Genomic DNA, 25,578 nt, shown 5'->3' with positions numbered 1-25,578 from the left:
GGACGCCTCAGAACCGGTGCGGCACCCAGGGCGCCGGCTCGGTGCGGAACGCCGCCGAGGCCACGCGGAGCGCGCCGGGACGGATCTCCTCGACCCGCCCCGCCCGCTCCAGCGAGAGCAGCGACGTGCCGCCCAGGTAGGCAGCACCCAACTCCCTGACGGTGAGCGACAGTTCGGCTGCGTCCCGGGTCGGCTCGCAAGCAGCACCCGACTCGTCGCCACTGAGCCGCCAACGCCCGGAGTTCCACGGGCAGAAGGCGTCCTCGACCTCCAGCACGACGTCCACCCCCTGCGCGTAGGCACGGGAGGCGAGGGCGCGGCCGACCTCGACGGGGCGGCAGAAGAGGTCGTCGCGCAGGACGGGGGAGCAGCGGCGGAGGTCGTCGGCCATCTCCAGGAGCGGGTCGTCGACGGGAAGGCTGCCCGTGTGCACCGTTGACATCAGGTCGAGGTCGAGGAGGTACTGCCACAGGGCGCCGGCCGAGCCGGGGTCGAGCGCCATCAAGTCCCGCACGAGGACGGTGCCCGCGTGGACGCCGCGCTCGTCGCGGCCCCGCTTGAGGCCGTAGCGGGCGTAGCCCGTGGTGCGGCCCTCCGACTCCGCGAGGACGCACGCGAGCGCCGTCGCGCCGTGGCGCTGCTCCGCCGTGTCGAGGAGGGCGAGGTTCTCCCAGCCGGGGAGCCGCTCCAGCATCCCCGCGCGCCCCGGCACGCAGGCGGCGTAGACCTCCTCGCACTCCTCGCGTACGAGGGCCGGCTCGTCGACGAGACGCAGCCGCACCTTCTCGGCGGACGGGGGGAGTTGCAGCCGCACCCCGCCCGCTTCGAGCCGTGCGTCCACCTTGCGCGACGCCATGCCGTACCCGAACCGACCGTAGATCGCCGGCTCCGTGGCCGTGAGCACGGCGAGCGGTTCCTCGCCCGCCTCGTGGAGGTCGTCCAACTGCCGTCGCATCAGGGAGCGGAGAACGCCCCGCCTGCGGTGCGTGGGCGCGGTGGAGACCGAGGTGACGCCTGCGGCGCGGACCGGGCTGCCGCCGGGCACGGTCATCCGGAACGGCAAGGAAGCGGCCGTGCCGACGATTTCGGACCCGTCCCGCACCACGAGGCCGCGCTCCCACCGGGAGAGGTCGCGCATCACCTCGCGTTCCTCCGGCGGCTCCTCGGCCCCGAAGGAACGGAGGATATGTGCCGACCACGCGTCCCACTCGGCCGCTTGGAGAACTTCCGGCTCACACGTCATGTCCCCCTGCATACCAGGCAGTTCGAGGTGCTACCAATGAGTTTCGGGCGCCGCGCAGCGGCCTGCACGTGCCGATGCACGGCCTCCTGACCCGAGTTGGCCGACAGCGGCGCGCCGGGAATCGACGCGCCGCCGAACGGGTGGATAGGGTCCCGGAACATGGCGGCAGGCCGCGCGGGCAGCAACCCTCCGACGGCCCGGGCGAACAGGGCGCGCAAGGCCCTGCACCGGGCCCGCATCGGCCTGCGCCGCTCCGCCGTCGACTACTTCCGCGGTGGCGGCTCCGACTGGCTGCCGCTCGTCGGCCTGCTCCTGACCGTGCCCGCGCTCGCCGTCGGCACGCTCCTCGTCCCCGTCTGGTTCGCGCCCGAGGCGCTCGTACTCCCCATCATCGCGGGCGGGCTGCTGCTGCGGCCCGCCTCGCTGCTCCTGCTCTACGCGGGTTCGGCGGCCGCCATGATCGTCGAGTCGGCGTCGCTCGGCCCGTACGAGGACGGCGCGGGCCGAGTCACGCCTGGCACGGTGCTCGTCGTGGCGATCGCCGGTCTCTCCGGGCTCATCGTCGCGCAGTTCCGCAGCCGCGTCGGGGTGCCCTGGCGGCGCGGCGGCACGATGCTCTTCGACCTGCGCGAGCGGCTCAGGGTGCAGAGCAAGTTGCCAAAGCTGCCCGCCGGTTGGCACCGCGAGATGGCACTGCGTCCCGCGGGCGGCCAGTCGTTCTCCGGCGACTTCGTCGTCGCCGCCCGCACCGGCCGCCGCAACCGCACGCTGGAGGTCGTCCTCACCGACGTCTCGGGAAAGGGGATGGACGCCGCCTCGCGCGCGCTCCTCCTCTCCGGCGCCTTCGGCGGCCTCCTCGGCTCCCTCCCGCCGCACGCCTTCCTGCCGGGGGCCAACGCCTACCTTCTCCGCCAGGACTGGCAGGAGGGGTTCGCCACCTCCGTCCACCTCGTCCTCGACCTCGACAGCGGCGACTACGAACTCTTCTCGGCCGGACACGTCCCCGCGCTCCAGCTCCACGCCGGCTCGGGGAAGTGGGAGGAGCAGGCGGCGCAGGGGCCGCTCCTCGGCGTCTACGGCGGTGCCCACTTCGACCCGCTCAAGGGGCGGCTGCGCGCGGGGGACGTCCTGATGCTCTTCACCGACGGCCTCGTCGAGGCGCCCGAACGAGAACTCGACGACGGCCTCGACCGCCTCATGGGCGAGGCCGACCGCTACGTCGCCTCCAGCTTCCACGGCGCCGCCTGGCACCTCATCGAGACCGTCGCCCGCGACGTCAACGACGACCGCGCGCTCCTGCTGATCTGCCGCGATTGAGCCGCCGCCGTGGGCGAGCGGTGCCCGCGGCGCTGCCGGCCGCGCGGGGCGCGTATCCTTGGCTGCGGCCCGGTGCGGCCCAAGGGCGCGATGCGAAGCGGTCCCCGCGCGCGGAACGCGCCGTCCCGAACGGTCCTGTCAGGTGAGGAGGTGGTCACGCCATGCGCGGTGAGCCTCCCAGTCGACCACCCGGCACCGCCGTCGCGAGCCCCGTCATCCCGTAAGCCTTCCGGCCGCACTCAGTGCGCCGCGTGCGGGGCAGGGTGTGCGCGACGCAGTGCGGTGTTCGCGCGCCAGCTTTCTCACCACCGACCGAGGTCAGCCCTGCCATGACGCACTCCCAGCTGCCCGATGAACTGCCCACCGACCTCCAGAACGCCCTGGAGAACCAAGACCTGCGCGGCGCCCAGTACTGGCTCGACGACCGCCCCCCGCACCTCATCGCCGACGAGCTCGCGCGGATGGACGACGTCGACGCCGTCGTCGCCTTCCGCCTCCTCGACAAGGACAAGGCCGTCTCGGTCTTCGAGGAGCTGGAACCCGTCGACCAGCAGGCCATCCTCATGGGGCTCCGCGACAGCGCCTTCCGCGACGTCGTCGACGGAATGGACCCGGACGACCGGGTGCGGATGCTCCGCGAAGCCCCCGCGAAAGTCGTCCAACGCGTACTCGCCGGACTGAGCCCGCGCGACCGCCGGGTCACCGCCGCGCTCCTCGGCTACCCCGAGGGCTCGGTCGGCCGGTACATGACGCCGCAGACGGTCCCGCTCAACCAGCACCTCACGGTCGGCGAGGCGCTGGAGCGCGTCCGGGCCCGAGGCAGCGAGGCCGAGACCGTCTACACACTGCCCGTCGTCGACTCGGGCAGGCGGCTCACCGGCGTCGTCGAACTCCGCGAACTGGTGCTCACCTCGCCGGAGCAGGAAGTCGCCGACCTCGTACGCACGGAGGCCCCCCGCGCGTACGCCACCGACCCGGCCGAGGACGCCGCCCGCCTGATGCGCGAGACCAACGTCCTCGACCTCCCCGTCGTCGACAGCGAGGACCGCCTCGTCGGCCTCCTCACCATCGACGACGCCGTCGAGGTGATCGAGGCGGCGGACACCGAGGACGTCGCCCGCCAGTCCGGCTCGGCGCCGTGGTCGGGGCACTACATGGCGGCCTCGGTCTGGCAGCTCGCGCGGTACCGCGTGGTGTGGCTGCTGCTTCTGCTCGTCGCTGCGACGTTCACCGTCGGGGTGACGCAGATCTTCGAGGGGACGCTGGAGCAGGTCACCCAGCTCGCCATGTTCATCCCGCTGCTCATCGGGACCGGCGGGAACGCGGGCGCACAGGCGGCGACGACCGCTGTCCGTGCGCTCGCGGTCGGCGAGGTGCGCGGCAGCGACCTCTTCGCGGTGATCTGGCGGGAGTGCCGGGTCGGGCTGCTCCTCGGGCTGCTCCTCGCGGTGCTGGCGCTCGGCCTGGGTGCCCTCTTCGTCGGGCCGCGGATCGCCTCCGTCGTGGCGCTCGCGCTGGTGATCATCTGCGCCTGGGCGGCGACGGTCGGCGGCACGATGCCGCTGCTCGCCAAGCGGCTGCGGATCGACCCGGCGGTCGTCTCGGCGCCGATGGTCACCACGCTCGTCGACGCCACGGGGCTGGTGATCTACTTCCTCACCGCGAGGGTGGTCCTCGGCATCTGACGCCGGGCGCGACGCGTGAGGGGCCCGCCGATCCCGGCGGGCCCCTCACGTCTGTCCTTTACGGTCGCGGTGTCAGCCCCCGTGCGCGCCGCGTCCGCTCGCGGAAGAGGAGCCTCCCGCCGCGCCGGACTCGGCGGGCCGACCGCCCGCGTCGCTCCCGGCCTGCTGGCCGACGGAGGCGGGCTGGGGCGCCTGCTGCGGCGGAGCCTGGGTCTGGCGCTTGCGGGCCTCGGCTGCCGCGTCGTGCTTGAAGAACCACTCCATCTTCGGCTCGATGAGCCACTTGAAGCACTTCACCACGGGCGGTGTGCACAGCACCGTCATCATCACGGCGGCCATCACCGTGATCGCCACCCGGCTCAGCGGGTGGTCGACCCAGGCCATGTCGTACCAGTCGAACTGGCGCGAGAGCTGGATCGGGAAGATGTGCAGCAGGTACGCGTACAGGGTGCCGGCGCCGAGCGCGGTGAACCAGGTGTGCCGCTGCGGCACCAGGGCGAGGAAGCAGACGGTGAGGACGAGCGCGCAGCCGAAGAGTGCGAGATACATCACGGCGCCGACCCAGGAGGGGACGCCCATGTCGGCGGCTGCCTTGTTGTGGAGGAACCAGGTCTTCGACATCCGCGGCACGGCCCAGTAGGCGAAGACCAGGACGCAGGCCCAGATCGGCAGCGCCGCGAGCCGCAGCGACCGGCGCTTCACCAACTCGAAGTGCTCCGGCTTGAGCTGGAGGCCGAGCACGAAGAACGGCAGGTACTGGAGGACCCGCATCAGGTTGAGGTCGTTGCCGATCGACGGCGTGGCCGAGGCGGCGACGGCGATCGCCAGCGCGACCGGGAGCGGCCACCGCAGGTTGTTCCAGATCGGCGTAGTGATCCGCCAGACGAAGAGCGCCATCAGGAACCAGAGCGCGAACCCCGGTTCCTGGAGGTGGAATTCGCGGTCCGGGTTGGACCCGGCCCAGCGCTGGAAGTAGGTGTAGATGACCTGGATGGCGAGGTACGGCACCGCGACGCCCGTGATGAGGCGCTTGATGTGCCGTGCCGAGCCGTTGAAGCTCCGCGAGAGGTAGCCGGAGACGATGATGAACGCCGGCATGTGGAAGGCGTACAGCACGAAGTAGAGACCTTCGGCCGCACGGCTGTCGGCACGCAGCGGCTCCCAGATGTGCCCGATGCCGACGAGCACGATCGTGAGGTACTTGGCATTGTCGAGGAAGGGGTCCCGCTGCTTGGCAGCTGGCTTCTTCTTCGTCGCAGGCACCTCGGCCGACGCGGGGGGCGTCGTCGACGACGAGTCCTGCCGGACCGGGGGGAGCGGCGCCCGCTCATAACCAGCGTGCAACATCTGCCGCACAATAGCGCTCAAACCTGTGGCACGTAAATTCTCGTCCTCGGGCTCCTGCCCGCCTCTGCGCCGGGTATTCCCCCTCTTAACCGAGTCGTAAGTGATCACGACATTCCTCGGCGGAGGGCGCTCCCGCGCCTCCCACGGAGGGAAGGTACCGCCTCAAATCGCGCGTAGGCGCAGGGTGTTGGCGGTGTGCGCCCGTCCCTATCCGGTGCGCGCGCGGGGCAACCGCTGTCCGTCGGGACGGAGTTAGCGGCGCCGCGGGTCCGGCCGGATGAGAACTTCATTAAAGGCACCGGGTGTCGGCGAGATGCATTCGGTGCACGGACGGGGTGATAACCGCGTGTGGGGCAGGTGGGAGCGGAGAGGGGTGGAAGAAGCGTGCGTTCCAGCGGCACGGTCCGACCGGAGCGATCAAGCCGAATCCCGTGCGTGTTCAAGGAGTTGCGTTGCGTGTGGACGTCGGCTCGCGGGCCGACTACGCGGCGTGCGCGGTCCGGGGTGGCGCGTGGGGCACACGAGTCGCCCGGTGTCCAGGGGGCCGTGCGTCGGCTTGAGTGGCTGTCACCCGGCTGCTGTACGCAGCGGGTTGGTGGCACGATGGGGGCCGCGGGGGTGTGGCGGCGCAGGCGGACCCCCGGGCCGGAGAAGTGTTTCGGACATGAGCCGACCATGAGGGTGTGAGCAATTGTGGCCATTTCACTGTCTGTAGTGGTGTTGTTGGCGGTAGTCCTGGTCGTGCTGATCCGGGGGAAATCGATCAAGCCGGGCCCGGCGATCGTGGCGATACTCTTCGGCTTCTTTCTCGCCTCGACGGGGATGGCCCCGTCGATCAACCGCTTCCTCAACTCCATTGCGGAGACCATCAATCAGATCTCCTTCTGATGGTCGGCCGCCGGTGCGCGCGGACAACACGCGCTGCGCGCACCGGCGTTCGGGCCGAGCGCCGCCCCGACCCCCATGCACGACGAAGGCCCCGACCGCGGGACGGTCGGGGCCTTGCGAGAGCGGGCGACGGGAATCGAACCCGCGTAGCTGGTTTGGAAGACCAGGGCTCTACCATTGAGCTACGCCCGCAGGTACGGCAGTTGTCGGTGAAGCCCCGTGGGGCTGCTCACCGCCGTGGTGCTTGTGCCGTGTGCAACAACCGGAAGACTACCGGATCTTCAGCGGCCGGTGCGGTGGGCCCCCGCGGCGGCAACCTGGGAGGTCAACCGGTGCTGTCGACTGGGTTGCCGCAGGACGTCGACGGCGCCGCGCGCCCGGTGGTCCCGCCGGATACGACACAGAGTGCATCGTACGGCATGTACTCTACGTGTCGCACCAACGGGGTGTGGCGCAGCTTGGTAGCGCGTCCGCTTTGGGAGCGGAAGGTCGTCGGTTCGAATCCGGCCACCCCGACCACGTACTATGGGCTACGCGCATGCCTGTGATGTGTCCGCGGCTCCCGGGCCCGCTCCCGGAACTGTGGGGGCGCCCCCGCATACGGGCCCCGTGCACACGGAGCAGTCGAATCCCCCGTGCACACGGGGAGGAACGACGTCGCCCCGGGCACACGGGGCAACATCAAGATCAATCCCAGAAGTCAGCCCCAAGGAGACCGACCGTGAAGAGCGCCGTGGAGACCCTGAACCCGACCCGGGTTCGGCTCACTGTCGAGGTGCCCTTCGAGGAGCTCAAGGACAGCCTCGACGCGGCGTACAAGAAGATCAACCAGCAGGTCACGGTGCCTGGCTTCCGCAAGGGCAAGATCCCTGCGCGCCTCATCGACCAGCGGTTCGGTCGCGGCGCCGTCCTCGAAGAGGCGGTCAACGAGGCGCTCCCGAAGCTCTACCAGGACGCCGTCGAGGAGGGCGAGCTCAACGTACTGGGCCAGCCCGAGGTCGACATCACCGACCTGAAGGACAACGAGCAGCTCACCTTCACCGCCGAGGTGGACGTCCGCCCCGAGATCGAGATCCCGGACTACTCGGCCGTCGAGGTCGAGGTGGACGCCGTCGAGGTCTCCGACGAGGACGTCGACCAGGCCGTCGAGCAGCTCCGCGAGCGCTTCGCCTCCACCACCGTCGTGGAGCGCGCCGCAGGCGAGGGCGATGTCGTCAAGGTCGACCTCACGGCGAAGGTCGACGGCGAGACCCTGGAGGACGGCGTCGCCAACGGCGTCGACTACACCATCGGCTCCGGCGAGCTCCTCGACGGCATCGACGACGCCGTCACGGGCCTGAGCGCGGGCGAGACCGCCACCTTCACCTCCGAGCTCAAGGGCGGCTCGGCCGCCGGGCGCGAGGCGGAGATCGAGGTCCGGGTCGAGACCGTCTCCGAGCGCGAACTCCCCGAGCTCGACGACGATTTCGCGCAGATGGCCAGCGAGTTCGACACGCTGGAGGAGGTCCGCGAGGACAGCCGCAAGCGCCTGGAGGAGCAGAAGAAGTACGACCAGGCCACCGCGGCGCAGGAGAAGGTCCTCGACGCGCTGCTGGAGCTCGTCGAGGTGCCGATCCCGGAGAAGCTCCTCGCCGACGAGGTCGAGTCGCGCAAGCACCAGCTCGTCAACCACCAGCTCGGGCAGCTCGGTCTGGACCTCGAGGGCTACCTCAAGATGCAGGACAAGTCCGAGGAAGAGTTCGAGGAAGAGCTCAAGGAGCAGGCGGAGAAGGGCATCCGGACCCAGTTCGTTCTCGACCAGCTCGTCAGCACCGAGAAGCTCAACGTCAGCCAGGAGGAGCTCACCGAGCACCTCATGCGCCGTGCGCAGTCCTCCGGCATGAGCCCCGACCAGTTCGCGCAGGCGGTCGTCGAGGGCGGCCAGGTGCCGATGCTCGTCGGCGAGGTCGCCCGCGGCAAGGCGCTCGCGGCGGTCGTCGAGGGCGTCACGGTCAAGGACACCAACGGCGAGGTCGTCGACCTCAGCGACGAGGACGAGACCGCCGAGACGGTCGCCGCCGAGACGACCGAGGCGGAGACCCCGGCCGAGGCCGCCGAGGACGCGGGGGCCGCCGAGGGCGCCAAGTCCGAGGCCGAGCAGGACGAGAAGAAGTCCGAGTGACCCGGGCGCCCTCGCGGAGGGCGCCGCACAGGCAGACCGCCGGCAAGCGTATGTGCGCTCCCGGCGGTCTGCCGCATCGCGACCCTGCGTCGCCGGCGGCCCTGTCCGCCGTGCCCCGGGAGCGCACCGGACGAGCGGGTGCGGACCGCTGCGGCCGCACCACCCGCCGCCCCCTATGACCTGCGCTCACAGCGAACAGTTCGCGGACCGGGATGGCGCTCGCCGACCGGCGCGTTAGGGTCCCAAGTAGACGAAGACCCCAGTGACGGACCGCTGTCGGCGGCCGTCCGGACACGAGCAGGTGGACACGTGACGCTTCCGATGCCTTCCGCCGCCGCTGAGCCCAACTTCGGTGGTGGCCTCGGCGACCAGGTCTACAACCGACTGCTCAACGAGCGGATCATCTTCCTCGGTCAGCCGGTCGACGATGAGATCGCCAACCGGATCACCGCGCAGCTTCTGCTGCTCGCCGCCGACCCGGACAAGGACATCTTCCTTTACATCAACAGCCCCGGCGGCTCGATCCAGGCCGGCATGGCGATCTACGACACCATGCAGTACATCAAGAACGACGTGGTCACCATCGCGATGGGCCTCGCCGCCTCGATGGGCCAGTTCCTGCTGACGGCCGGCACCCCGGGCAAGCGCTTCGCGCTCCCGAACGCCGACATCCTGATCCACCAGCCGTCGGCCGGACTCGCGGGCTCGGCCACGGACATCAAGATCCACGCCGAGCAACTGCTGCGCACCAAGCGGAAGATGGCCGAGCTCTCCGCCCAGCACTCCGGCCAGACCATTGAGCAGTGGACGCGCGACGCCGACCGCGACCGCTGGTTCACGGCGCAGGAGGCCAAGGAGTACGGCCTCATCGATGAGGTCTACGGTTCGGCCGCCCAACTGCCCGGTGGCGGCGGCACGGGCGCCTGAGCCCGTCGAACCGATCGGCCCCGTTCGAAGACCGCAGCCACCTCATCACCAGGAGAACGCCCCGATGACCAACACCTCCGGCCCGTCGCCCGCCGGCTTCCCGGGCTCCGGCCTCTACACCCGGCCCTCAGGCGAGTTCGAGGGCATCGCCCCCGAGTCCCGCTACATCGTCCCGCGCTTCGTCGAGCGCACCTCGCAGGGCGTGCGTGAGTACGACCCGTACGCGAAGCTCTTCGAGGAGCGCGTGATCTTCCTCGGCGTGCAGATCGACGACGCCTCGGCGAACGACGTCATGGCGCAACTCCTCTGCCTCGAGTCGATCGACCCCGACCGGGACATCTCGATCTACATCAACAGCCCCGGCGGCTCGTTCACCGCGCTCACCGCGATCTACGACACCATGCAGTTCGTGAAGCCGGACATCCAGACGGTGTGCATGGGCCAGGCGGCCTCGGCCGCCGCGGTGCTGCTCGCGGCCGGCGCCCCCGGCAAGCGGATGGCGCTGCCCAACGCCCGCATCCTGATCCACCAGCCGTACAGCGAGACCGGCCGCGGCCAGGTCTCCGACCTGGAGATCGCGGCGAAGGAGATCCAGCGGATGCGCGAGCAGTTGGAGGAGATGCTGGCGCAGCACTCCACCAAGGACATCGAGACGATCAGGGACGACATCGAGCGGGACAAGATCCTCACCGCCGAGGAGGCCTTGGAGTACGGGCTGGTGGATCAGATCACCTCCAGTCGCAAGTCCTCCGTCGGCGTCTGAGACAGCAGTCGGGTCCGCCCCGCGGCGGCCCCGGTTCGGCCCGAGCTGCTTTCGATCCGGTCTCGATACCCTGCGTATCGCGCCGAATCGAGCGGTTTGGACCGGACTGAGGTCGCCAAGGGGGGCCCATGACGACGGTGCGGCAAGGTACCGTCGAAGAGCATGTACCTCGGTCCGTCTGCGACGGATTACAGGCGAAGGGGAAGCTCCTCGTGGCACGCATCGGTGACGGCGGCGATCTGCTCAAGTGCTCGTTCTGCGGAAAGAGCCAGAAGCAGGTGAAGAAGCTCATCGCGGGACCAGGTGTGTACATCTGCGACGAGTGCATCGATCTCTGCAACGAGATCATCGAGGAGGAGCTCGCCGAGTCCTCCGAGTCGGGTTGGGACGAACTCCCCAAGCCCCGTGAGATCTCCGAGTTCCTCGAGGGCTACGTCGTCGGTCAGGAGGCGGCGAAGAAGGCGCTCTCGGTCGCCGTCTACAACCACTACAAGCGCGTGCAGGCCGGAGAGAACGGCGGCCCGCAGGGCAAGGACGACGGCATCGAACTCGCCAAGTCCAACATCCTGCTCCTCGGCCCCACGGGCTCCGGCAAGACCCTCCTCGCGCAGACGCTCGCGCGGATGCTCAACGTCCCGTTCGCCATCGCCGACGCGACCGCCCTCACCGAGGCCGGATACGTCGGCGAGGACGTCGAGAACATCCTGCTCAAGCTGATCCAGGCCGCCGACTACGACGTCAAGAAGGCGGAGACGGGGATCATCTACATCGACGAGATCGACAAGGTCGCGCGGAAGAGCGAGAACCCGTCGATCACGCGTGACGTCTCGGGCGAGGGCGTCCAGCAGGCCCTGCTGAAGATCCTGGAGGGGACCACCGCGTCGGTGCCGCCCCAGGGCGGGCGGAAGCACCCGCACCAGGAGTTCATCCAGATCGACACCACCAACGTCCTGTTCATCGTGGGCGGGGCGTTCGCCGGTCTGGAGAAGATCATCGAGTCGCGCGCGGGTGCGAAGGGCATCGGCTTCGGTGCCGACATCCGCTCCAAGCGCGAGCTCCAGGACACCAACCAGTTCGAGGAGGTCATGCCGGAGGACCTGGTGAAGTTCGGCATGATCCCGGAGTTCATCGGCCGCCTCCCGGTCCTCACCAGTGTCCACAACCTCGACCGCGAGGCGCTCCTCCAGATCCTTCTGGAGCCGCGGAACGCGCTCGTCAAGCAGTACCAGCGCCTCTTCGAACTCGACGGCGTGGAGCTGGACTTCGACAGGCCCGCGCTGGAGGCCATCGCCGACCAGGCGATCCTCCGCGGCACCGGCGCCCGCGGCCTGCGGGCGATCCTGGAGGAGGTCCTCCAGTCGGTGATGTACGAGGTCCCCTCGCGCAAGGACGTCGAGCGCGTGGTGATCACCGAGGAGGTCGTCCACTCCAACGTCAACCCGACGCTCGTCCCCAGGGCGCGCGGCGGCGAGCAGCAGCGGCACGAGAAGAGCGCCTGAACGGCGCCGAGTGCGGCCCGCGAGGCCCGGTCCCGGTGTTGCGGGGCCGGGCCTTCGTCGTCCCCGACGTGGCAGGCGATGGGAGTACGGCACGCGGGTGCCCCGAAAACCCTGCTGCGACGGCTGACGGCAGGTTGCAGCCGGGCGCGGCCAAGTCCCGCTCAACGGAGGCGAAGGCGGCCCTCGTCAGTCGGTCCGCGCCGTCCACACGAGGGTGCTGCCGCCGCCCTCCGGCCGTCCCAACTCCAGGGAGCCGCCCAGCTTTCGGGCACGAGCCGCCAGGTTCTCCAGTCCGCTGCGCCGGCCGTCCTCCGGTATCCCCACGCCGTCGTCGGTGACCGTGAGCACCACGCGGCCGGCGGCTGCCTGCAGGGTCACCTCCACCCGGTCCGCCTCCGCGTGGCGTGCCGCGTTGCTCAACGCCTCGCCGAGCGCGGCGAGTACGTGCTGTGCCACGTCGGCCGGCACGTCGGTGTCGAGGAGGCCCTCCATGCTGAGCCGCGGCGGGAAGCCGAGCACGGCGGCGCTCTCCTCGACGGCGCGGACCACACGCGAGCGCAGTCCAGGGCCCGCCTCCTGCTCGGCGGCGCGGAGCCCGAAGATCGTGGAGCGAATGATCTTGATGGTCTCGTCGAGGTCGCCGACGGCCCGCAGGACGCGTTCGGCGGCTGCGGGCTCCTCGATCGTGCGCGAGGCGCCCTGGAGGGTCATGCCCGTGGCGAAGAGGCGCTGGATCGCGAGGTCGTGGAGGTCCCGTGCGATCCGGTCGCGGTCCTCCAGGAGCGCCAACTGCTCGGCGTCCCTGCGGCGTTCGGCGAGTTCCAGGGCGAGTGCCGCCTGCCCGGCGAAGCCGCCGAGCGGGCTCGTCTCCTCCCGTGTGAGCGCGGGCGCCCCCGAGCGGCGGGCGAGGAGCAGCACGCCCTTGACCGACGCGGGCGTCTCGCCCGACTCGATGCCGAGCGGTACGGCGACGGCAGGCCCGAACCCCTCGGCGGCGTACGGGGGCTCGTCACGCGCGAGGTCGACACAGGTCGCAGGCTCGCCCGTGCGGTAGGCGTGACCGGGGAGCGTCCCGTCGAGCGGGACGGTGCTGCCGTGCCGCTCGTCGGCGCCCGCGCCCGTGGCGAGTTCGACGACGAGCTCCTCGCGCTCCGGTACCCGGACGGAGACGTCGGCGAGGTCGGCACCGAGGATCTCCCGCGCCCGGTCCGCGATGAGTTCGAGGACGTGGGCACGGGTGCTGCCGGAGAGCAGGCTGCGGGTGATCTCGGCGCCCGCCTGCGTCCACCGCTGCTGGCGCTGTGACGCCTCGTAGAGGCGGGCGTTGTCGACGGCGACACCGGCGGCGACGGAGAGCGTCGTGAGGACCGCCTCGTCGTCCTCGTCGAAGTCGGCGCCGCCCTTCTTGTCGGTGAGGTAGAGGTTGCCGAAGACCTCGTCGCGCACCCTGATCGGGACGCCGAGGAAGGTGTGCATCGGCGGGTGGTTGGGCGGGAAGCCGTAGCTCGACGGGTGGTCGCCCAGCTCGGTGAGGCGCAACGGCTCGGGGTGGCGGATGAGTTCGCCGAGGATGCCGTGGCCCTCCGGGGGGTGGCCGATCCGCGCCGTCTGCTCGTCGTCGAGGCCGATGGTGAGGAACTGGGAGAGCCGCTCGCCGTCCGGGCCTATCACGCCGAGGGCCGCGTACCGCGCGTCGACGAGGTGCGCGGCGGCCTCGGTGATCTCGCGCAGCACCTGCGCGAGATCGAGTTGGCGGCCGACGCTCAGTACCGCATCCAGCAGGCTGTGCACCCGGTCGCGGGTGCCCCGCGCCGAGTCGATGCGCGTCTGGAGTTCGTCGAGGAGCTGGTCCATGCGCAGTTGCCGCAGGTGCGGCATCTGCAAGCGCGGCTCCTCCCCGCCGACCGTCGTCACCCGCTTCCTCCTCCGTCTGCCGGGTGCTGCACCGGGCTCCGAGAGACACCGGCAGTTCACCGTAGCGGGCGCACCGACGGCGGTGCGGAAGGGGCCCCGGCGGGGAGGCCGCGGGGTCAGCCGGCGGGGCGCCGTCCGGCGACCGCCGAGCCGACGTCGGCGCGTACGGCCTCGGCAGCCTTCCGGTCGGCGGCGTCGAGGGTGGTGAGGGCGGCGGGGAAGAGGCCGTCCTGCTCCTTGAGGACGTGCTCGCGGAGCAGCGCGAGCGCGGCGAGCAGGCGGCGGGGCCAACTCGGATCGGTGGGTGTGCCGTTGCGAGCCTCGTCGAGCACGGCGTCGATCCGCCGGTGCTCGTCGACGAGCCCGTCGACGTGCTCGGGGAATTCGGCGTGCAGCGCGGGGCACGCGGGGAACGCGGAGACGCGAAGAAGAGGCCGCGCTCCTCGACCGTGGTGTGCGGGCCGAGGACGGCGGCGATGCGCCGTGCCGCGGCGGCCATCCCGGCCGTGGTGTCGGCGCGCAGGGCTGCGCGGACCTCGCCGGTGAGGTTCACGAGGCCCTCGTGTTCGCGGGAGAGCTCGTCGATCACGGCGATCTCCTGGCAGCCGCAGTACTCGCACACGGGATGCACCTCTCCGGGTCTCCGGTCAGGCGGCGGCGCGGCGTACCCGCGTCGCCGTGAAGGCGAGGGCCGTCGCGGCGACGACGGCGAGGAGGGCGAGGCCGGCCCCGTAGGAGCCGAACGCGTCGTAGCAGGCGCCCATCACCAGCGGCGGCGCGAAGCCGCCGAGCCCGCCGGCGGCACCCACGACGCCCGTCACCGAGCCGACGGAGGCCGCCGGTGCCAGCCGTGCGACGAGCGCGAACGTCGCCCCGCTGCCGGCGCCGAGAGCGACCCCGAGCAGCAGGCACGCGAGGGTGCCGAGCGGGGCGAGCGGCGGCGTCGTCGCCTGCACCGCGGCGCCTGCGACGGCGACGAGCAGCGCCGCGTCGAGCACCCGCACGGGACCGTAGCGGTCGGAGAGCCAGCCGCCGACCGGGCGCAGTGCCACGGCGAGCAGCACGAAGCCGGCCATCCGCGCGGCGGCGTCGGCCTCGTCGAGCCCGTACGCGGTGCGCAGGTAGGTGGGAAGGTAGACGGAGAGGGCGACGTAGCCGCCGAAGGTGACGGCGTAGAGCGCGGAGGCCTGCCAGGTGACGGCGAGGCGCACCGTGGCCGCGAGGCGCGCCGTGAACGGTTCGGCGGGCGCGCGCCGCGTCGGCGACTCGCGCAGCAGCAGCCAGGAGGCGACGGCGTAGCAGGCGAGGACGCCCGCGGTGAGCAGGAAAGGCGCCGACGTACCGAACGCGTCGGCGAGTTGGACGGTGGTGAGCGCGCTGAGCGCCGTGCCGCCCATGCCGGCGCCGAAGACGCCGAGCGCGAAACCGCGCCGCTCGGGCGGGAACCACGCGTTGACCAACGGCACCCCGACGGCGAAGGCAGTACCGGCGATGCCGAGGAACACCCCGCCGACGAGCAGCGCCCCCAGCGAGCGGTGCCCGAAAGCCCCGAGAAAGAGCAGCGGCAGCAGGCTCGCGGCGGAGACGAGCGGGAAGATCGCCCGCCCGCCGTACCGGTCGGTGAGCGCGCCGACGGGGATGCGCCCGAGCGAGCCGACGATCACGGGGACGGCGACGAGGAGCGACTGCTGGAAGGAGCTGAGCCCCAACTCGTCGGCGTACTGCGGCGCCAGGGGGCTGAGCAGGGCCCAGGCCCAGAAGTTCAGCGCGAAGCCGAGCGTGGCGAGGGCGAGCATCCACCCGGGGCGCGCTCCGGCAGGGAAGCGCGCGGGCGGGTAGGAACGCGCCGTCGCGGCGCGGGTGTCGGCGGGTTCCTCATCCGGTCGGGTCACCATGCGGACTCCGTCCCTTCCGTGTGCGTCGGCCGAAGGCCACCGCGGTGGCCCTCGCTCCTCACCCTGCGGTGCTGTGGCCTGCGCGGACTGCGGTCCTGGGGCCCGCGGAAGGCGTCCGAAGGTCACGGAGGCGCGGCGTGGGCCGTGGCCGGGATTCCGGCCGGGGCGGGACGTACGGCCCACGGCCTGCGCCCGTCGCGTTGCCTAGCGTCGCCGGTATGAGCGACGACTTCGCGGGCACCGCGCACGACTGGCCGCTGCCCGCCCGGCGGTTGCTGACCCGACGTGAGGTGTCGGCCGACGGCAGGGCGGTGTTCGGGACAGGGGACCCGAGATGGGAGAGGTTCTACCGGGAGCGCTGGGCGCACGACCGGGTGGTGCGCTCGACGCACGGCGTCAACTGCACCGGCTCGTGCTCCTGGCTGGTGTACGTCAAGGACGGCCTCATCACCTGGGAGCACCAGGCGACCGACTATCCCTCGACGCCGCCGGGCTGCCCCGAGTACGAGCCGCGCGGATGCCCGCGTGGGGCGTCGTTCTCCTGGTACACGTACTCGCCGAGCCGCGTGCGGTACCCGTACGTGCGGGGCGAGTTGCTCACCCGCTGGCGGGCCGCGCGCAGGCGCCACGAGGACCCCGTCGCGGCGTGGCGGGAGATCCAGCAGGACGCCGAGACCGTGCGCTCCTACCGCGCAGCGCGCGGCAAGGGCGGCCTGATGCGGGCGAGTTGGGAGGAGGCGACGGAGCTCGTCGCCGCTGCCCAGGTGCACACGGTCGACCGGTGGGGCCCGGACCGCGTCGTGGGCTTCTCCCCGATCCCCGCGATGTCGATGGCCTCCTACACGGCGGGCGCCCGCTACCACTCGCTCCTCGGCGGGACGCTGCTCTCCTTCTACGACTGGTACGCCGACCTGCCCGTCGCCTCGCCGCAGGTCTTCGGCGACCAGACCGACGTCCCCGAGTCCGCCGACTGGTGGTCGGCCGGGTACCTCGTGATGTGGGGCGCCAACATCCCGGTCACCCGCACCCCCGACGCGCACTTCCTCACCGAGGTCCGCTACAACGGCACCAAGGTCGTCGCCGTCAGCCCGGACTTCGCGGACAACGTCAAGCTCTCCGACGAGTGGCTCGCACCGCATCCGGGGACCGACGGGGCGCTGGCGATGGCGATGGGCCATGTCGTGCTCCGGGAGTTCCTCGTCGACCGCGAAGTTTCGTACTTCGCCGACTACCTGCGCAAGTACACCGATGCGCCGTTCCTCGTCACGCTCGGCGAGCGGGCCGACGGCACGTACGCGCCCGAGCACTTCCTCACCGCGGCCGACCTCGGCGGGACGGCGGCGGAAGAGGAGCACGCCGAGTCGAAGACGGTGCTGCTCGACTCCCGGACCGGCGAGGCCGTCGTCCCGGACGGCTCGCTCGGGTTCCGCTGGGGGGCCGAGGAGGGACGGTGGAACCTGCGGCTCGGCGACACCGTGCCCGAACTCACCCTGGTGCAGCGGGCGGAGGAGCACGCCGAGGTCTCGCTGCCCTGCTTCGACAGCCCCGACGGCGCCGGCAGGGTCCTGCGGCGCGGCGTACCGGCGCTCCGGGTCGGCGGGCGGTTGGTGACGACCGTCTTCGACCTGCTGCTCGCGCAGTACGGCGTGGCACGCGCGGGCCTGCCGGGCGAATGGCCGTCCGGCTACGACGACGCCACGCAGCCGTACACGCCGGCCTGGCAGGAGCACCGCACCTCGGTCCCCGCCGGTCAGGCGGCGCGCATAGCAAGGGAGTTCGCGCGGAACGCGGAGCGCACCCGCGGGCGGTCGATGATCCTGCTCGGCGCAGGCACCAACCACTGGTTCCACTCGGACACCGTCTACCGCGCCTTCCTCGCGCTGGTGACGATGACCGGCTGCCAGGGCGTCAACGGCGGCGGCTGGGCGCACTACGTCGGGCAGGAGAAAGTGCGGCCGCTCACCGGTTTCCAGCACCTCGCTTTCGGCCTCGACTGGGCGAGGCCACCGCGGCACATGGCCGGCACCTCGTACTGGTACCTCCACACCGACCAGTGGCGGTACGAGAGCCGCAGCCCGCAGGAGCTGGCCTCGCCGCTGGGCGACGGGCGGTTCGCCGGGCGCACCGTCGCCGACTGCCTGGCGCAGGCGGTCCGGCTCGGCTGGACGCCCGGGCACCCGGGCTTCGACCGCAACCCGCTCGACCTCGCGGACGAGGCGGCAGCCGCCGGACGCCCGGTCGCCGACCACGTCGTCGACGAACTGGCCGCCGGCAGGCTGCGGTTCGCCGCGGAGGACCCGGACGCGCCGGCGAACTATCCCCGGGTCCTCACCGTCTGGCGGGCGAACCTGCTCGGGTCCTCCGCGAAGGGGAACGAGTACTTCCTCCGCCATCTGCTCGGCACCGACGCACAGGTGCGCTCCGCTGAGGCCGCCCCCGAGGAACGTCCGCGCGAGGTCGTCTGGCACGAGCAGGCCCCCGAGGGGAAGTTGGACCTCCTCGTCACGCTCGATTTCCGGATGACCTCCACCGGGCTCTACTCCGACGTCGTCCTCCCCGCGGCCACCTGGTACGAGAAGGACGACCTCTCCAGCACCGACATGCACCCCTTCGTGCACGCCTTCGCGCCGGCGATCCCGCCGCCGTGGCAGGCGCGCACCGACCACGACGCGTTCCAGGCTCTCGCCGACCGGTTCTCGGCGCTCGCCCGCGATCGGCTCGGCACCCGGACCGACGTCGTACCGGTGCCGCTCCAGCACGACACCCCGGACGAACTCGCCCAGCCCGGCGGCCGGGTGGACGACTGGAAGACCGCCGGCCGCCGGCCCGTGCCGGGGCGCACGATGCCGCGGCTCGTCGCCGTCGAGCGCGATTACGCCGCCGTCGGCGCGCGGATGCGTGCCGTCGGGCCGCTCCTGGAGCGCCTCGGTACCACCACGAAGGGCGTCACCGTCCACCCGGAGCGCGCGCTCGCCGAACTCGCCGAGCGCAGCGGCAGGATCGCCGACGGGCCCGCGGCGGGCGCCGTCTCGCTCGACCGCGCCGACCAGGTCTGCGATGCGATCCTCGCGCTCTCCGGCGCGACCAACGGCCGGCTCGCCACTGAGGGGCTGCGGGCGCTGGAGCGGCGAACCGGAACGCCCCTCGCCGACCTCGCCTCCGACCGCACGGGGGAGCGCGTCACCTTCGAGGACACCCGCCGCGGGCCGAAGTCGGTGCTCACCTCCTACGAGTGGTCGGGGAGCGAGACGGAAGGGCGCCGCTACTCGCCGTTCGTCGTCAACGTCGAGCGGGAGAAGCCCTGGCACACGCTCACCGGGCGGCAGCACTTCTTCGTCGACCACGAGTGGCTCACCGAGTTCGGCGAGCAACTGCCCGTCTTCCGCCCGCCGCTCGACCCACCGGGACGGGAAGAGCCGGGGCCCTCGGACCGTCCCGAGGTCCGGGTGCGCTACCTCACGCCGCACTCGAAGTGGTCGATCCACTCGGAGTACGCGGACAACGCGTTCATGCTGGCGCTCTCGCGCGGCGGCCCCGTGCTGTGGATGTCGACGGCCGACGCTGAGCGCATCGGCGCCCGGGACAACGACTGGGTGGAGACGTACAACCGGAACGGAGTCGTCGTCGCCCGCGCCGTCGTCACCCACCGCATGCCGGAGGGGACGGTGTACATGTACCACGCCAAGGACCGCACGGTGAACGTCCCCAAGACCGAACTCACCGGCGCACGCGGCGGTTCGCACAACTCCGTCACCCGCATCCAGCTCAAGCCGACCCATCTCGCGGGCGGCCACGCGCAGTTCACCTACGCGTTCAACTACCTCGGTCCGACGGGCAACCAGCGCGACGAGACCACGATCGTCAGGCGGCGCAGCCAGGAGGTGACGTACTGATGCGAGTCCTCGCACAGATCGCCATGGTGATGAACCTCGACAAGTGCATCGGCTGCCACACCTGCTCGGTCACCTGCAAGCAGACGTGGACCAACAGGGCCGGAGTCGAGTACGCCTGGTTCAACAACGTCGAGAGCCGCCCCGGGTTGGGTTTCCCGCGCCGCTGGGAGGACCAGGACAGGCACCGCGGAGGGTGGGCGCTCGACCGGCGCGGCCGCCTCGTGCTGCGCGGCGGCGGCCGGCTCCGCCGGCTCCTCGGCCTCTTCGCCAACCCCGACCTGCCCGCGCTCGACGACTACTACGAGCCCCTCACCTACGACTACGACACCCTCGTCACGGCCCCGGCGGGCACCGACACCCCGGTCGCCCGGCCGCGCTCCCAGCTCACCGGCGAGCCCACGTCGGTACGTTGGGGCGCCAACTGGGAGGACGGCCTCGGCGGCGCACCCGAGCACGCCGCCGCCGACCCCAACCTGCAAGGCGGGCTGGGAGAGCAGGTGCGGTTCGAGTTCGAGGAGGCGTTCCTCCTCCACCTCCCGCGCATCTGCGAGCACTGCCTCAACCCCGCCTGCGTCGCCGCCTGCCCGTCGGGCGCGCTCTACAAGCGGGTGGAGGACGGCGTCGTCCTCGTCGACCAGGACCGGTGCAGGGGCTGGCGGATGTGCGTCTCCGCGTGTCCGTACAAGAAGGTCTACGTCAACCACCGCACCGGCAAGGCCGAGAAGTGCACGTTCTGCTTCCCGCGGCTGGAGGCCGGGCAGCCGACGGTCTGCGCGGAGACCTGCGTGGGACGGCTGCGCTACCTCGGCGTCGTCCTCTACGACGCCGACCGCGTCGGCGAGGCCGCGGCGGTCCCCGAACCGGAGCTGCTCGACGCGCAGCGGGACCTCCTGCTCGACCCCGAGGACCCCGAAGTGCGCGCGGCGGCAAGGGAGTCGGGCATCCCCGAGGACTGGCTCGACGCCGCGCGCCGCTCGCCCGTCCACGCCCTCATCTCCCGGCACCGCGTCGCGCTGCCGCTGCACCCGGAGTACCGGACGCTGCCCATGGTCTGGTACGTCCCGCCGCTCTCGCCCGTGCTCGACGCCACGGCCGCCGCCGGCGGCGACCCCGGCGACCCCGACCACGTCTTCGCCGCCGTCACCCAGCTCCGTACCCCGCTGGAGTACCTCGCGCAGCTCTTCACCGCGGGCGACACGGACGTCGTCGCCGGAACCCTGATGAAGCTCACCGCGCTCCGCAGCTACATGCGCCAACGCAGCCTGAACACCCCCGAATCGGCGGACCCGGAGGAGGACGAGGGCCTCGCCGCGGTCGGGCTCTCGCCCGTGCAGGCGCGCGAGCTGCACCGGTTGCTGGCGCTCGCCGAGTACCGGGACCGCTTCGTCGTCCCTGCCGCCCATCAGGAGGACGCGGCCGTCCTCGCGGAGACGGGCTGCCCCGTCGCCGAGGAGGAACAGCCGCAGCACGGAGGGGGACGGGTGCACCTGGGGATGCCCCGGGTGCGGTGCCGCGACGACGCCGGCGGGCGGCGATGACCGCCCGCCCCACCGTCCCCGCCCGTGCCACCGCGGACGCCGCTTCGGTGCGTCCGCGCCGTGGGGGCAACCCCCGTACCGCTGGAGGTCGTTGATGTCACCGCTGCCCGTCCGTGTACGCCGGGCCGCCGGCCGGGTCCCGCAGCTCAGTCCCGTGCAGGCGGCCGAGCGGTCGCTGCAACTGCGGCTGCTCTCCCTGCTGCTGGGCTACCCGGACACGGAACTCGTCGGCGCACGCGCGGAGTTGACCGAGGTCGTACGGGGGTTGCGCGCCGGTGCGGTGCGCGGTGCACTCCAGGAGTTCGTCGAGTGGTTCGCCGACCGCCCGCCCGAGGAGCTGGAGCGGCACTACGTCGACCTCTTCGACCTGCGCCGCAAGAGCAGCCTCCACCTCACCTACTACCTGCACGGCGACACCCGCCGCCGGGGCGCGGCGCTGCTCGCCGTCGCCCAGCGGTACCGCGCGCACGGCTGGGAGCCGCCCGCCGACGAACTCCCCGATCACCTGCCCGTCGCGTTGGAGTTCGCCGCGCTCGCCGGGCCGCGGGCGGGGGAGGCCCCGCTGCGTGCGCACCGCCGCGGGATCGACCTGATCCACCAGGCCCTCGACGACGCGGACTCGCCCTACCGGCACGTCCTCGCCGCCCTCCGCACGCTGCTGCCCCCGCAGAGCGAGGCCGACCGCCGCGCCGTCGCGGCCCTCGTCGCCGAGGGGCCGCCCGTCGAGGAGGTCGGATACGCGCCGGACGCCGAGGACGAGGCGCCCGACGCCGCCCGACTCGCCGCCGCGGCAGCCGGGTTCGACCCCGAGGTGCCGGCCGCGTTCGGGGGGCCGACATGGCGCTGAGCCGGACCCTCGACCTCGCCGCCGCGCACGGAGCGCCGGACCTGCTGCTGTGGGTCGTCGTGCCCTACCTGTGCCTCGCCGTCTGCCTCGGCGGGCACCTCTGGCGGTACCGCCACGACCAGTTCGGGTGGACCTCGCGCACCAGCCAGCTCCTCGAACACCGATGGCTGAGGTGGGCGGGTCCGCTCTTCCACCTCGGCGCCTTCGCGGTGATCGGCGGGCACGTCGTCGGACTGCTCGTACCCGCCGCCTGGACGGCGGCGGCCGGCATCGACGAGGAGACGTACCACCTGCTCTCCGTCGGACTCGGCGCGCTCGCCGGCGGGGCGATGGTGCTGGGCCTCGGCATGCTCTGCGCCAGGCGGCTGCTGACGCCGCGGGTGCGGCGCACCACCGACACCTCCGACCGTGTCCTCTTCCCGCTGCTCTCCCTCGTGGTCGTCCTCGGCCTCACCGCCACCGCCGCGCACAACGTGGCGGGCGGCGGGTACGACTACCGCTCCACCGTCTCCGTCTGGTTCCGTGGCCTCTTCGGGCTCCAGCCGCACCCCGAGGCGATGGCCGGCGCCCCGCTCCTCTTCCAACTCCACGCCCTCACCGCCGTGCTGCTCTTCGCGGCCTGGCCGTTCACCCGGCTCGTCCACGTGTGGAGCGTCCCGCTCGGCTACCTGACGCGTCCCTACCTCGTCTACCGGCGCCGTGCACCGCGCCGAGAGGCCCGCCGATCGACGTCCGTCTGAAGGACGTTGGGCCCAAGCCGCACCCGCCGCGCACGGCGTTTGCTGCCGGGCACCCATCAACGGCTGCGGCGACCGTCGTCCCTGCACCTGGCCGCGTGACACTGGGAGCGTGCGTCGGATGGGGGCGGGAAGGCTCGGCCCTGCGGTGCCACGCCTGTGGCCGGGCCGACTCGCTGGAAGGGGGGCACACCAGTCACCGGAACGGGCCGGGAGGCCCAACGCCCGGCCTGCCCAAGCGGGTTACCGTCGTGCGCGTCGAGGCGGGGGCGGGAGGTACGGACGCCGCCCGGGAGTGAGAAAGCGGAGGGAGACCGATGAGTGCTAGTGAGGTCCTGGTGCGGCCGTATCTGGTCTCGCGCAGGTGCGCGGCCCGCGCGGTCGCCCGGATCGCCCGTGCCGAACGGCCCGGCACGCCGCCTCCCGTCTCCGCCGAGGCCGGCGCACCGGCGTCGGGCAGGCGTCCGCGAGGCCGCTGAACTCCGTCGGCCGATGCCCGTGGAGCGGCAATGCGGCCCCGGTTGGGTACCGTCGCCCCCGGGTCCAACGGCCCTTTTTGCACGGCGTTCCGCGGCCCGCACTGGACACGGTCCGGGACGGAGGCGCCCGCGTGGCGCTACTAGGAGGCGCAGGGTGATCGGTGTCGTCGGGCACACGGACCTCACCGCGCGGACGCTGCGGCGGCTCGCGCGGGAGCTGCCGGTGCTGCTCAGGGAATCGGCGGGGGAGTGCGCGGGGGCCGTCGTACGGGCGGGTGCCGGGCTGCCGCTGCTCGCGGCGCGGGCGGCGCGGCGGGTGGGGCTGCCCGTCGTCGTGGCGCTTCCGTGGCTCGGCGGCCGTCCGGCGGGGCTCGCCGGCCAGGACGCCGTCGCCGCCGGCGAGTTGCTGATGCTCGCGGCCTTCGCCCGTCCCCTCTCCTACGACCCGCACGACCGTGCCGCGTGCATCGCGGCCGACGAGGGCCTCGTCCGCAACTGCGCCCGGCTGGTGGCCGTCTGGGACGGCTCCCACAGCGACGGGCAGGACGCCACGGCCCACCTCGTCGCCTACGCACGAGCGCACAGGGTGCGTGTCGATGTCCACTGGCCGCGGTACGCACGCCGCGCGGTTTCGCTTCCCGGGGTAGGGGACTGAGACGGTTGTCCTGGTCCGTGACCGAGGCGACTGCCCCGCGTCTGTGACCGAGGCGACTGCCCCGCGTCTGTGACTGAGACGGCTCTCCGGAGTCCATGGCTGCGACGGCTTCCCCGAATCCGGACCGGGTCTCCCCTCTCCCGAGCCTGCGACCGAGCCGGCCCACTCCACGCACTCCCACGCCCCGTCCGTCCCCCGGACCACGGCCGGACGGCCCGGCGACACGTCCCGAAGCTCGTGGCGTCGGCGGGACGTCGGCTCGGGACCTTGGGCCCTGGCCGCACCACGGTGCCAGGCATTGACTGGAGGGAGGACGACCGCCGGGCCGGCCTCGTGGCGCAGCCACCGCCTCGCACGGCGCCCGGGCCAGCCGTACCGAAGGTCCGCGTCCGGCGCACCTGCCACACGAGCGGCCGCACGCAGCGGCGTTGATGGGGAGTGAGACCGATGACCGAGACCACCGGCCGGCGGACAGCCCCGCAGTCCGGCCTCGTACGGAAGCCGTCCCCCAGCGAGCTGCCGCGGCCCGAGGCGCTCGCGCTCCTGGACAGCGTGCCGATCGGGCGCGTCCTCTTCAGTCACCAGGCCCTGCCCGCCGTCCGGTTGGTGAACCACGTCGTCGTCGACGAGGACGTGGTGATCCGCACCCACGCCGGCGCCGCGCTTCTCGGCTCGGCACAGGACGGCGCGGTCGTCGCCTACCAAGCCGACGAGGTCGACCTGGTGCGCCGCTGCGGCTGGAGCGTGACGGTCACGGGCGTCGCGACACTCGTGCGGGACGCCGAGGCACAGCGGCGCTACGGCGAGATGCTGCACCCGTGGGTGGGCGGCCGGATGGACCAGGTCGTCCGCATCAGCATCGACTACCTCACCGGGCTCCGCTTCGGCTGACGTGCCACCCGGCCTCCTCGACCCGGGCCGAACGGCCCTGTCGACCCCGGGGACGCGCGAGGAGAATGATGGTACGCACTCGACGTACCAGGCAGGAGGGCAGCGATGTCGGCCCAGCAGGAGCAGCCCCGGCAGCGGCCGGACAGGGAAGGGCCCGTCGGCGTCTTCCTCCTCGACGACCACGAGGTGGTGCGCCGGGGCGTCCGCGACCTGCTGGAGGCCGAGGACGGACTCACCGTCGTCGGCGAGGCGGCCACCGCGGACGAGGCCCTCGTCCGCGTGCCCGCGCTCCGCCCCGACGTCGCCGTCCTCGACGTGCGGCTCCCCGACGGCGACGGCGTCCAGGTCTGCCGCCAACTCCGCTCCCGCTGCCCCGAGTTGGCCTGCCTGATGCTCACCTCGTTCGACGAGGAGGAGGCGCTCCTCGACGCCATCATGGCCGGCGCCTCCGGCTACGTACTCAAGCAGATCAGCGGCACCGACCTCGTCACCGCCGTCCACACGCTCGCCTCGGGCCAGTCGATGCTCGACCCGGGGGCGACGACGCGGCTGATGGAGCGGCTCAGGGGCGGCGGGGCCGCCGAGGAGGAGACGCTGCCCGGACTCACCGAGCGCGAACGGGAGATCCTCCAGCTCATCGGCGACGGCCTCACCAACCGGGAGATCGGCGCCCGCCTCTACCTGGCGGAGAAGACGGTCAAGAACCACATCTCGCGGCTCCTCGCCAAGCTCGGCGTGGAGCGCCGGGTGCAGGCGGCGGTGATCGCCACGCAGGCCCTCTCGGCCAAGGACACCCCGCGGACCGAGCGCCGCCCGGGCGCCCGGCTCGGCGGCTGACGGCGCCCGCGCCCTCGCAGCGGAGCGGTCCGCCGCAACCTCCCCGCCCGTAAGGCGGTTCG

Annotated in this window: 20 protein-coding genes and 2 tRNA genes; 16 read left to right on the top strand and 6 right to left on the bottom strand. The window is 72.2% G+C overall.

All coding sequences use genetic code 11. The features are described 5' to 3' along the window. Positions 1-7 precede the first annotated feature (7 nt). A complete protein-coding gene (locus F603_RS0122800; RefSeq protein ID WP_026328648.1) occupies positions 8-1,243 on the bottom strand; it encodes a GNAT family N-acetyltransferase in 1,236 nt (411 codons plus the stop codon). Positions 1,244-1,402: 159 nt separating this feature from the next. Between F603_RS0122800 and F603_RS0122795 the strand changes: the two genes are divergently transcribed. After that, a complete protein-coding gene (locus tag F603_RS0122795) occupies positions 1,403-2,560 on the top strand; it encodes a PP2C family protein-serine/threonine phosphatase (protein WP_019548255.1) in 1,158 nt (385 codons plus the stop codon). 329 nt (positions 2,561-2,889) lie between these two features. Then, positions 2,890-4,245: a magnesium transporter gene (gene mgtE, locus F603_RS0122790; protein ID WP_019548254.1), complete on the top strand. Its 1,356-nt coding sequence runs from the start codon at positions 2,890-2,892 to the stop codon at positions 4,243-4,245. Between the two features lie 72 nt (positions 4,246-4,317). Here the strand turns inward: mgtE and F603_RS0122785 are convergent, their stop codons facing one another. After that, positions 4,318-5,604: an acyltransferase family protein gene (locus F603_RS0122785; protein ID WP_026328647.1), complete on the bottom strand. Its 1,287-nt coding sequence runs from the start codon at positions 5,602-5,604 to the stop codon at positions 4,318-4,320. Positions 5,605-6,285: 681 nt separating this feature from the next. On the opposite strand from F603_RS0122785, the gene F603_RS0122780 reads away from it, so the two are divergent. Beyond that, complete coding sequence (locus F603_RS0122780; RefSeq protein WP_026328646.1) at positions 6,286-6,480, top strand: hypothetical protein; 195 nt, start codon at positions 6,286-6,288, stop codon at positions 6,478-6,480. 121 nt (positions 6,481-6,601) lie between these two features. On the opposite strand, the gene F603_RS0122775 is transcribed toward F603_RS0122780, so the two are convergent. Further along, a tRNA-Gly gene (locus F603_RS0122775) sits at positions 6,602-6,672 on the bottom strand. Between the two features lie 250 nt (positions 6,673-6,922). Between F603_RS0122775 and F603_RS0122770 the strand changes: the two genes are divergently transcribed. From F603_RS0122770 to clpX, 5 genes are all read left to right on the top strand, one after another. Continuing rightward, positions 6,923-6,999 (top strand) — tRNA-Pro (locus tag F603_RS0122770). A 202-nt stretch (positions 7,000-7,201) separates the two neighbouring features. Further along, entirely contained in the window at positions 7,202-8,641 is a 1,440-nt protein-coding gene (gene tig, locus F603_RS0122765) for a trigger factor (protein ID WP_019548252.1), read from the top strand. A gap of 321 nt (positions 8,642-8,962) precedes the next feature. Continuing rightward, positions 8,963-9,568 carry an ATP-dependent Clp protease proteolytic subunit gene (locus tag F603_RS0122760; RefSeq protein ID WP_106431380.1) on the top strand — a complete coding sequence of 202 codons (606 nt, stop codon included), beginning with the start codon at positions 8,963-8,965 and terminating at the stop codon, positions 9,566-9,568. A gap of 64 nt (positions 9,569-9,632) precedes the next feature. Beyond that, positions 9,633-10,331: an ATP-dependent Clp protease proteolytic subunit gene (locus tag F603_RS0122755; protein ID WP_016908762.1), complete on the top strand. Its 699-nt coding sequence runs from the start codon at positions 9,633-9,635 to the stop codon at positions 10,329-10,331. Between the two features lie 212 nt (positions 10,332-10,543). Then, complete coding sequence (clpX, locus tag F603_RS0122750) at positions 10,544-11,830, top strand: ATP-dependent Clp protease ATP-binding subunit ClpX (RefSeq protein ID WP_016908763.1); 1,287 nt, start codon at positions 10,544-10,546, stop codon at positions 11,828-11,830. A 186-nt stretch (positions 11,831-12,016) separates the two neighbouring features. Here the strand turns inward: clpX and F603_RS0122745 are convergent, their stop codons facing one another. The 3 genes from F603_RS0122745 to F603_RS0122735 form a co-directional block, all read right to left on the bottom strand. Continuing rightward, complete coding sequence (locus F603_RS0122745) at positions 12,017-13,708, bottom strand: sensor histidine kinase (protein WP_037956759.1); 1,692 nt, start codon at positions 13,706-13,708, stop codon at positions 12,017-12,019. A 152-nt stretch (positions 13,709-13,860) separates the two neighbouring features. Next, positions 13,861-14,364, bottom strand: coding sequence for a hemerythrin domain-containing protein (locus F603_RS32630; RefSeq protein ID WP_245600880.1), 504 nt, complete (start codon positions 14,362-14,364; stop codon positions 13,861-13,863). 27 nt (positions 14,365-14,391) lie between these two features. Beyond that, a complete protein-coding gene (locus tag F603_RS0122735; protein WP_019548247.1) occupies positions 14,392-15,639 on the bottom strand; it encodes a nitrate/nitrite transporter in 1,248 nt (415 codons plus the stop codon). A gap of 218 nt (positions 15,640-15,857) precedes the next feature. Here F603_RS0122735 and F603_RS0122730 point away from each other — a divergent pair, with 218 nt between their 5' ends. From F603_RS0122730 to F603_RS0122700, 8 genes are all read left to right on the top strand, one after another. After that, complete coding sequence (locus tag F603_RS0122730; RefSeq protein WP_019548246.1) at positions 15,858-19,532, top strand: nitrate reductase subunit alpha; 3,675 nt, start codon at positions 15,858-15,860, stop codon at positions 19,530-19,532. Beyond that, the gene (gene narH, locus F603_RS0122725) at positions 19,532-21,070 is read left to right on the top strand and encodes a nitrate reductase subunit beta (RefSeq protein WP_019548245.1); all 1,539 of its coding nucleotides are present in this window, start codon (positions 19,532-19,534) and stop codon (positions 21,068-21,070) included. Before F603_RS0122730 ends, narH begins: the two co-directional genes overlap by 1 nt. A 94-nt stretch (positions 21,071-21,164) precedes the next feature. Further along, positions 21,165-21,917: a nitrate reductase molybdenum cofactor assembly chaperone gene (gene narJ / locus F603_RS0122720; protein WP_019548244.1), complete on the top strand. Its 753-nt coding sequence runs from the start codon at positions 21,165-21,167 to the stop codon at positions 21,915-21,917. Beyond that, positions 21,908-22,657, top strand: coding sequence for a respiratory nitrate reductase subunit gamma (gene narI, locus F603_RS0122715; protein WP_019548243.1), 750 nt, complete (start codon positions 21,908-21,910; stop codon positions 22,655-22,657). Before narJ ends, narI begins: the two co-directional genes overlap by 10 nt. Before the next feature lie 314 nt (positions 22,658-22,971). After that, the gene (locus tag F603_RS35165; protein WP_158678672.1) at positions 22,972-23,133 is read left to right on the top strand and encodes a hypothetical protein; all 162 of its coding nucleotides are present in this window, start codon (positions 22,972-22,974) and stop codon (positions 23,131-23,133) included. A 154-nt stretch (positions 23,134-23,287) separates the two neighbouring features. Continuing rightward, the gene (locus F603_RS0122710) at positions 23,288-23,788 is read left to right on the top strand and encodes a hypothetical protein (protein WP_019548242.1); all 501 of its coding nucleotides are present in this window, start codon (positions 23,288-23,290) and stop codon (positions 23,786-23,788) included. A gap of 447 nt (positions 23,789-24,235) precedes the next feature. Further along, positions 24,236-24,679 (top strand): pyridoxamine 5'-phosphate oxidase family protein, encoded by a 444-nt coding sequence (locus F603_RS0122705; protein WP_019548241.1) that lies wholly within the window; start codon positions 24,236-24,238, stop codon positions 24,677-24,679. Between the two features lie 105 nt (positions 24,680-24,784). Continuing rightward, positions 24,785-25,516, top strand: coding sequence for a response regulator (locus tag F603_RS0122700; protein ID WP_019548240.1), 732 nt, complete (start codon positions 24,785-24,787; stop codon positions 25,514-25,516). The last annotated feature ends 62 nt before the right edge of the window (positions 25,517-25,578 follow it).

Source organism: Streptomyces sulphureus DSM 40104 (genome assembly GCF_000381025.1).
In the GTDB taxonomy this organism is placed as follows: domain Bacteria; phylum Actinomycetota; class Actinomycetes; order Streptomycetales; family Streptomycetaceae; genus Streptomyces; species Streptomyces sulphureus.
The sequence above is the reverse complement of the archived record's forward strand: the minus strand, read 5'-3'. Positions and strand labels throughout refer to the sequence as shown.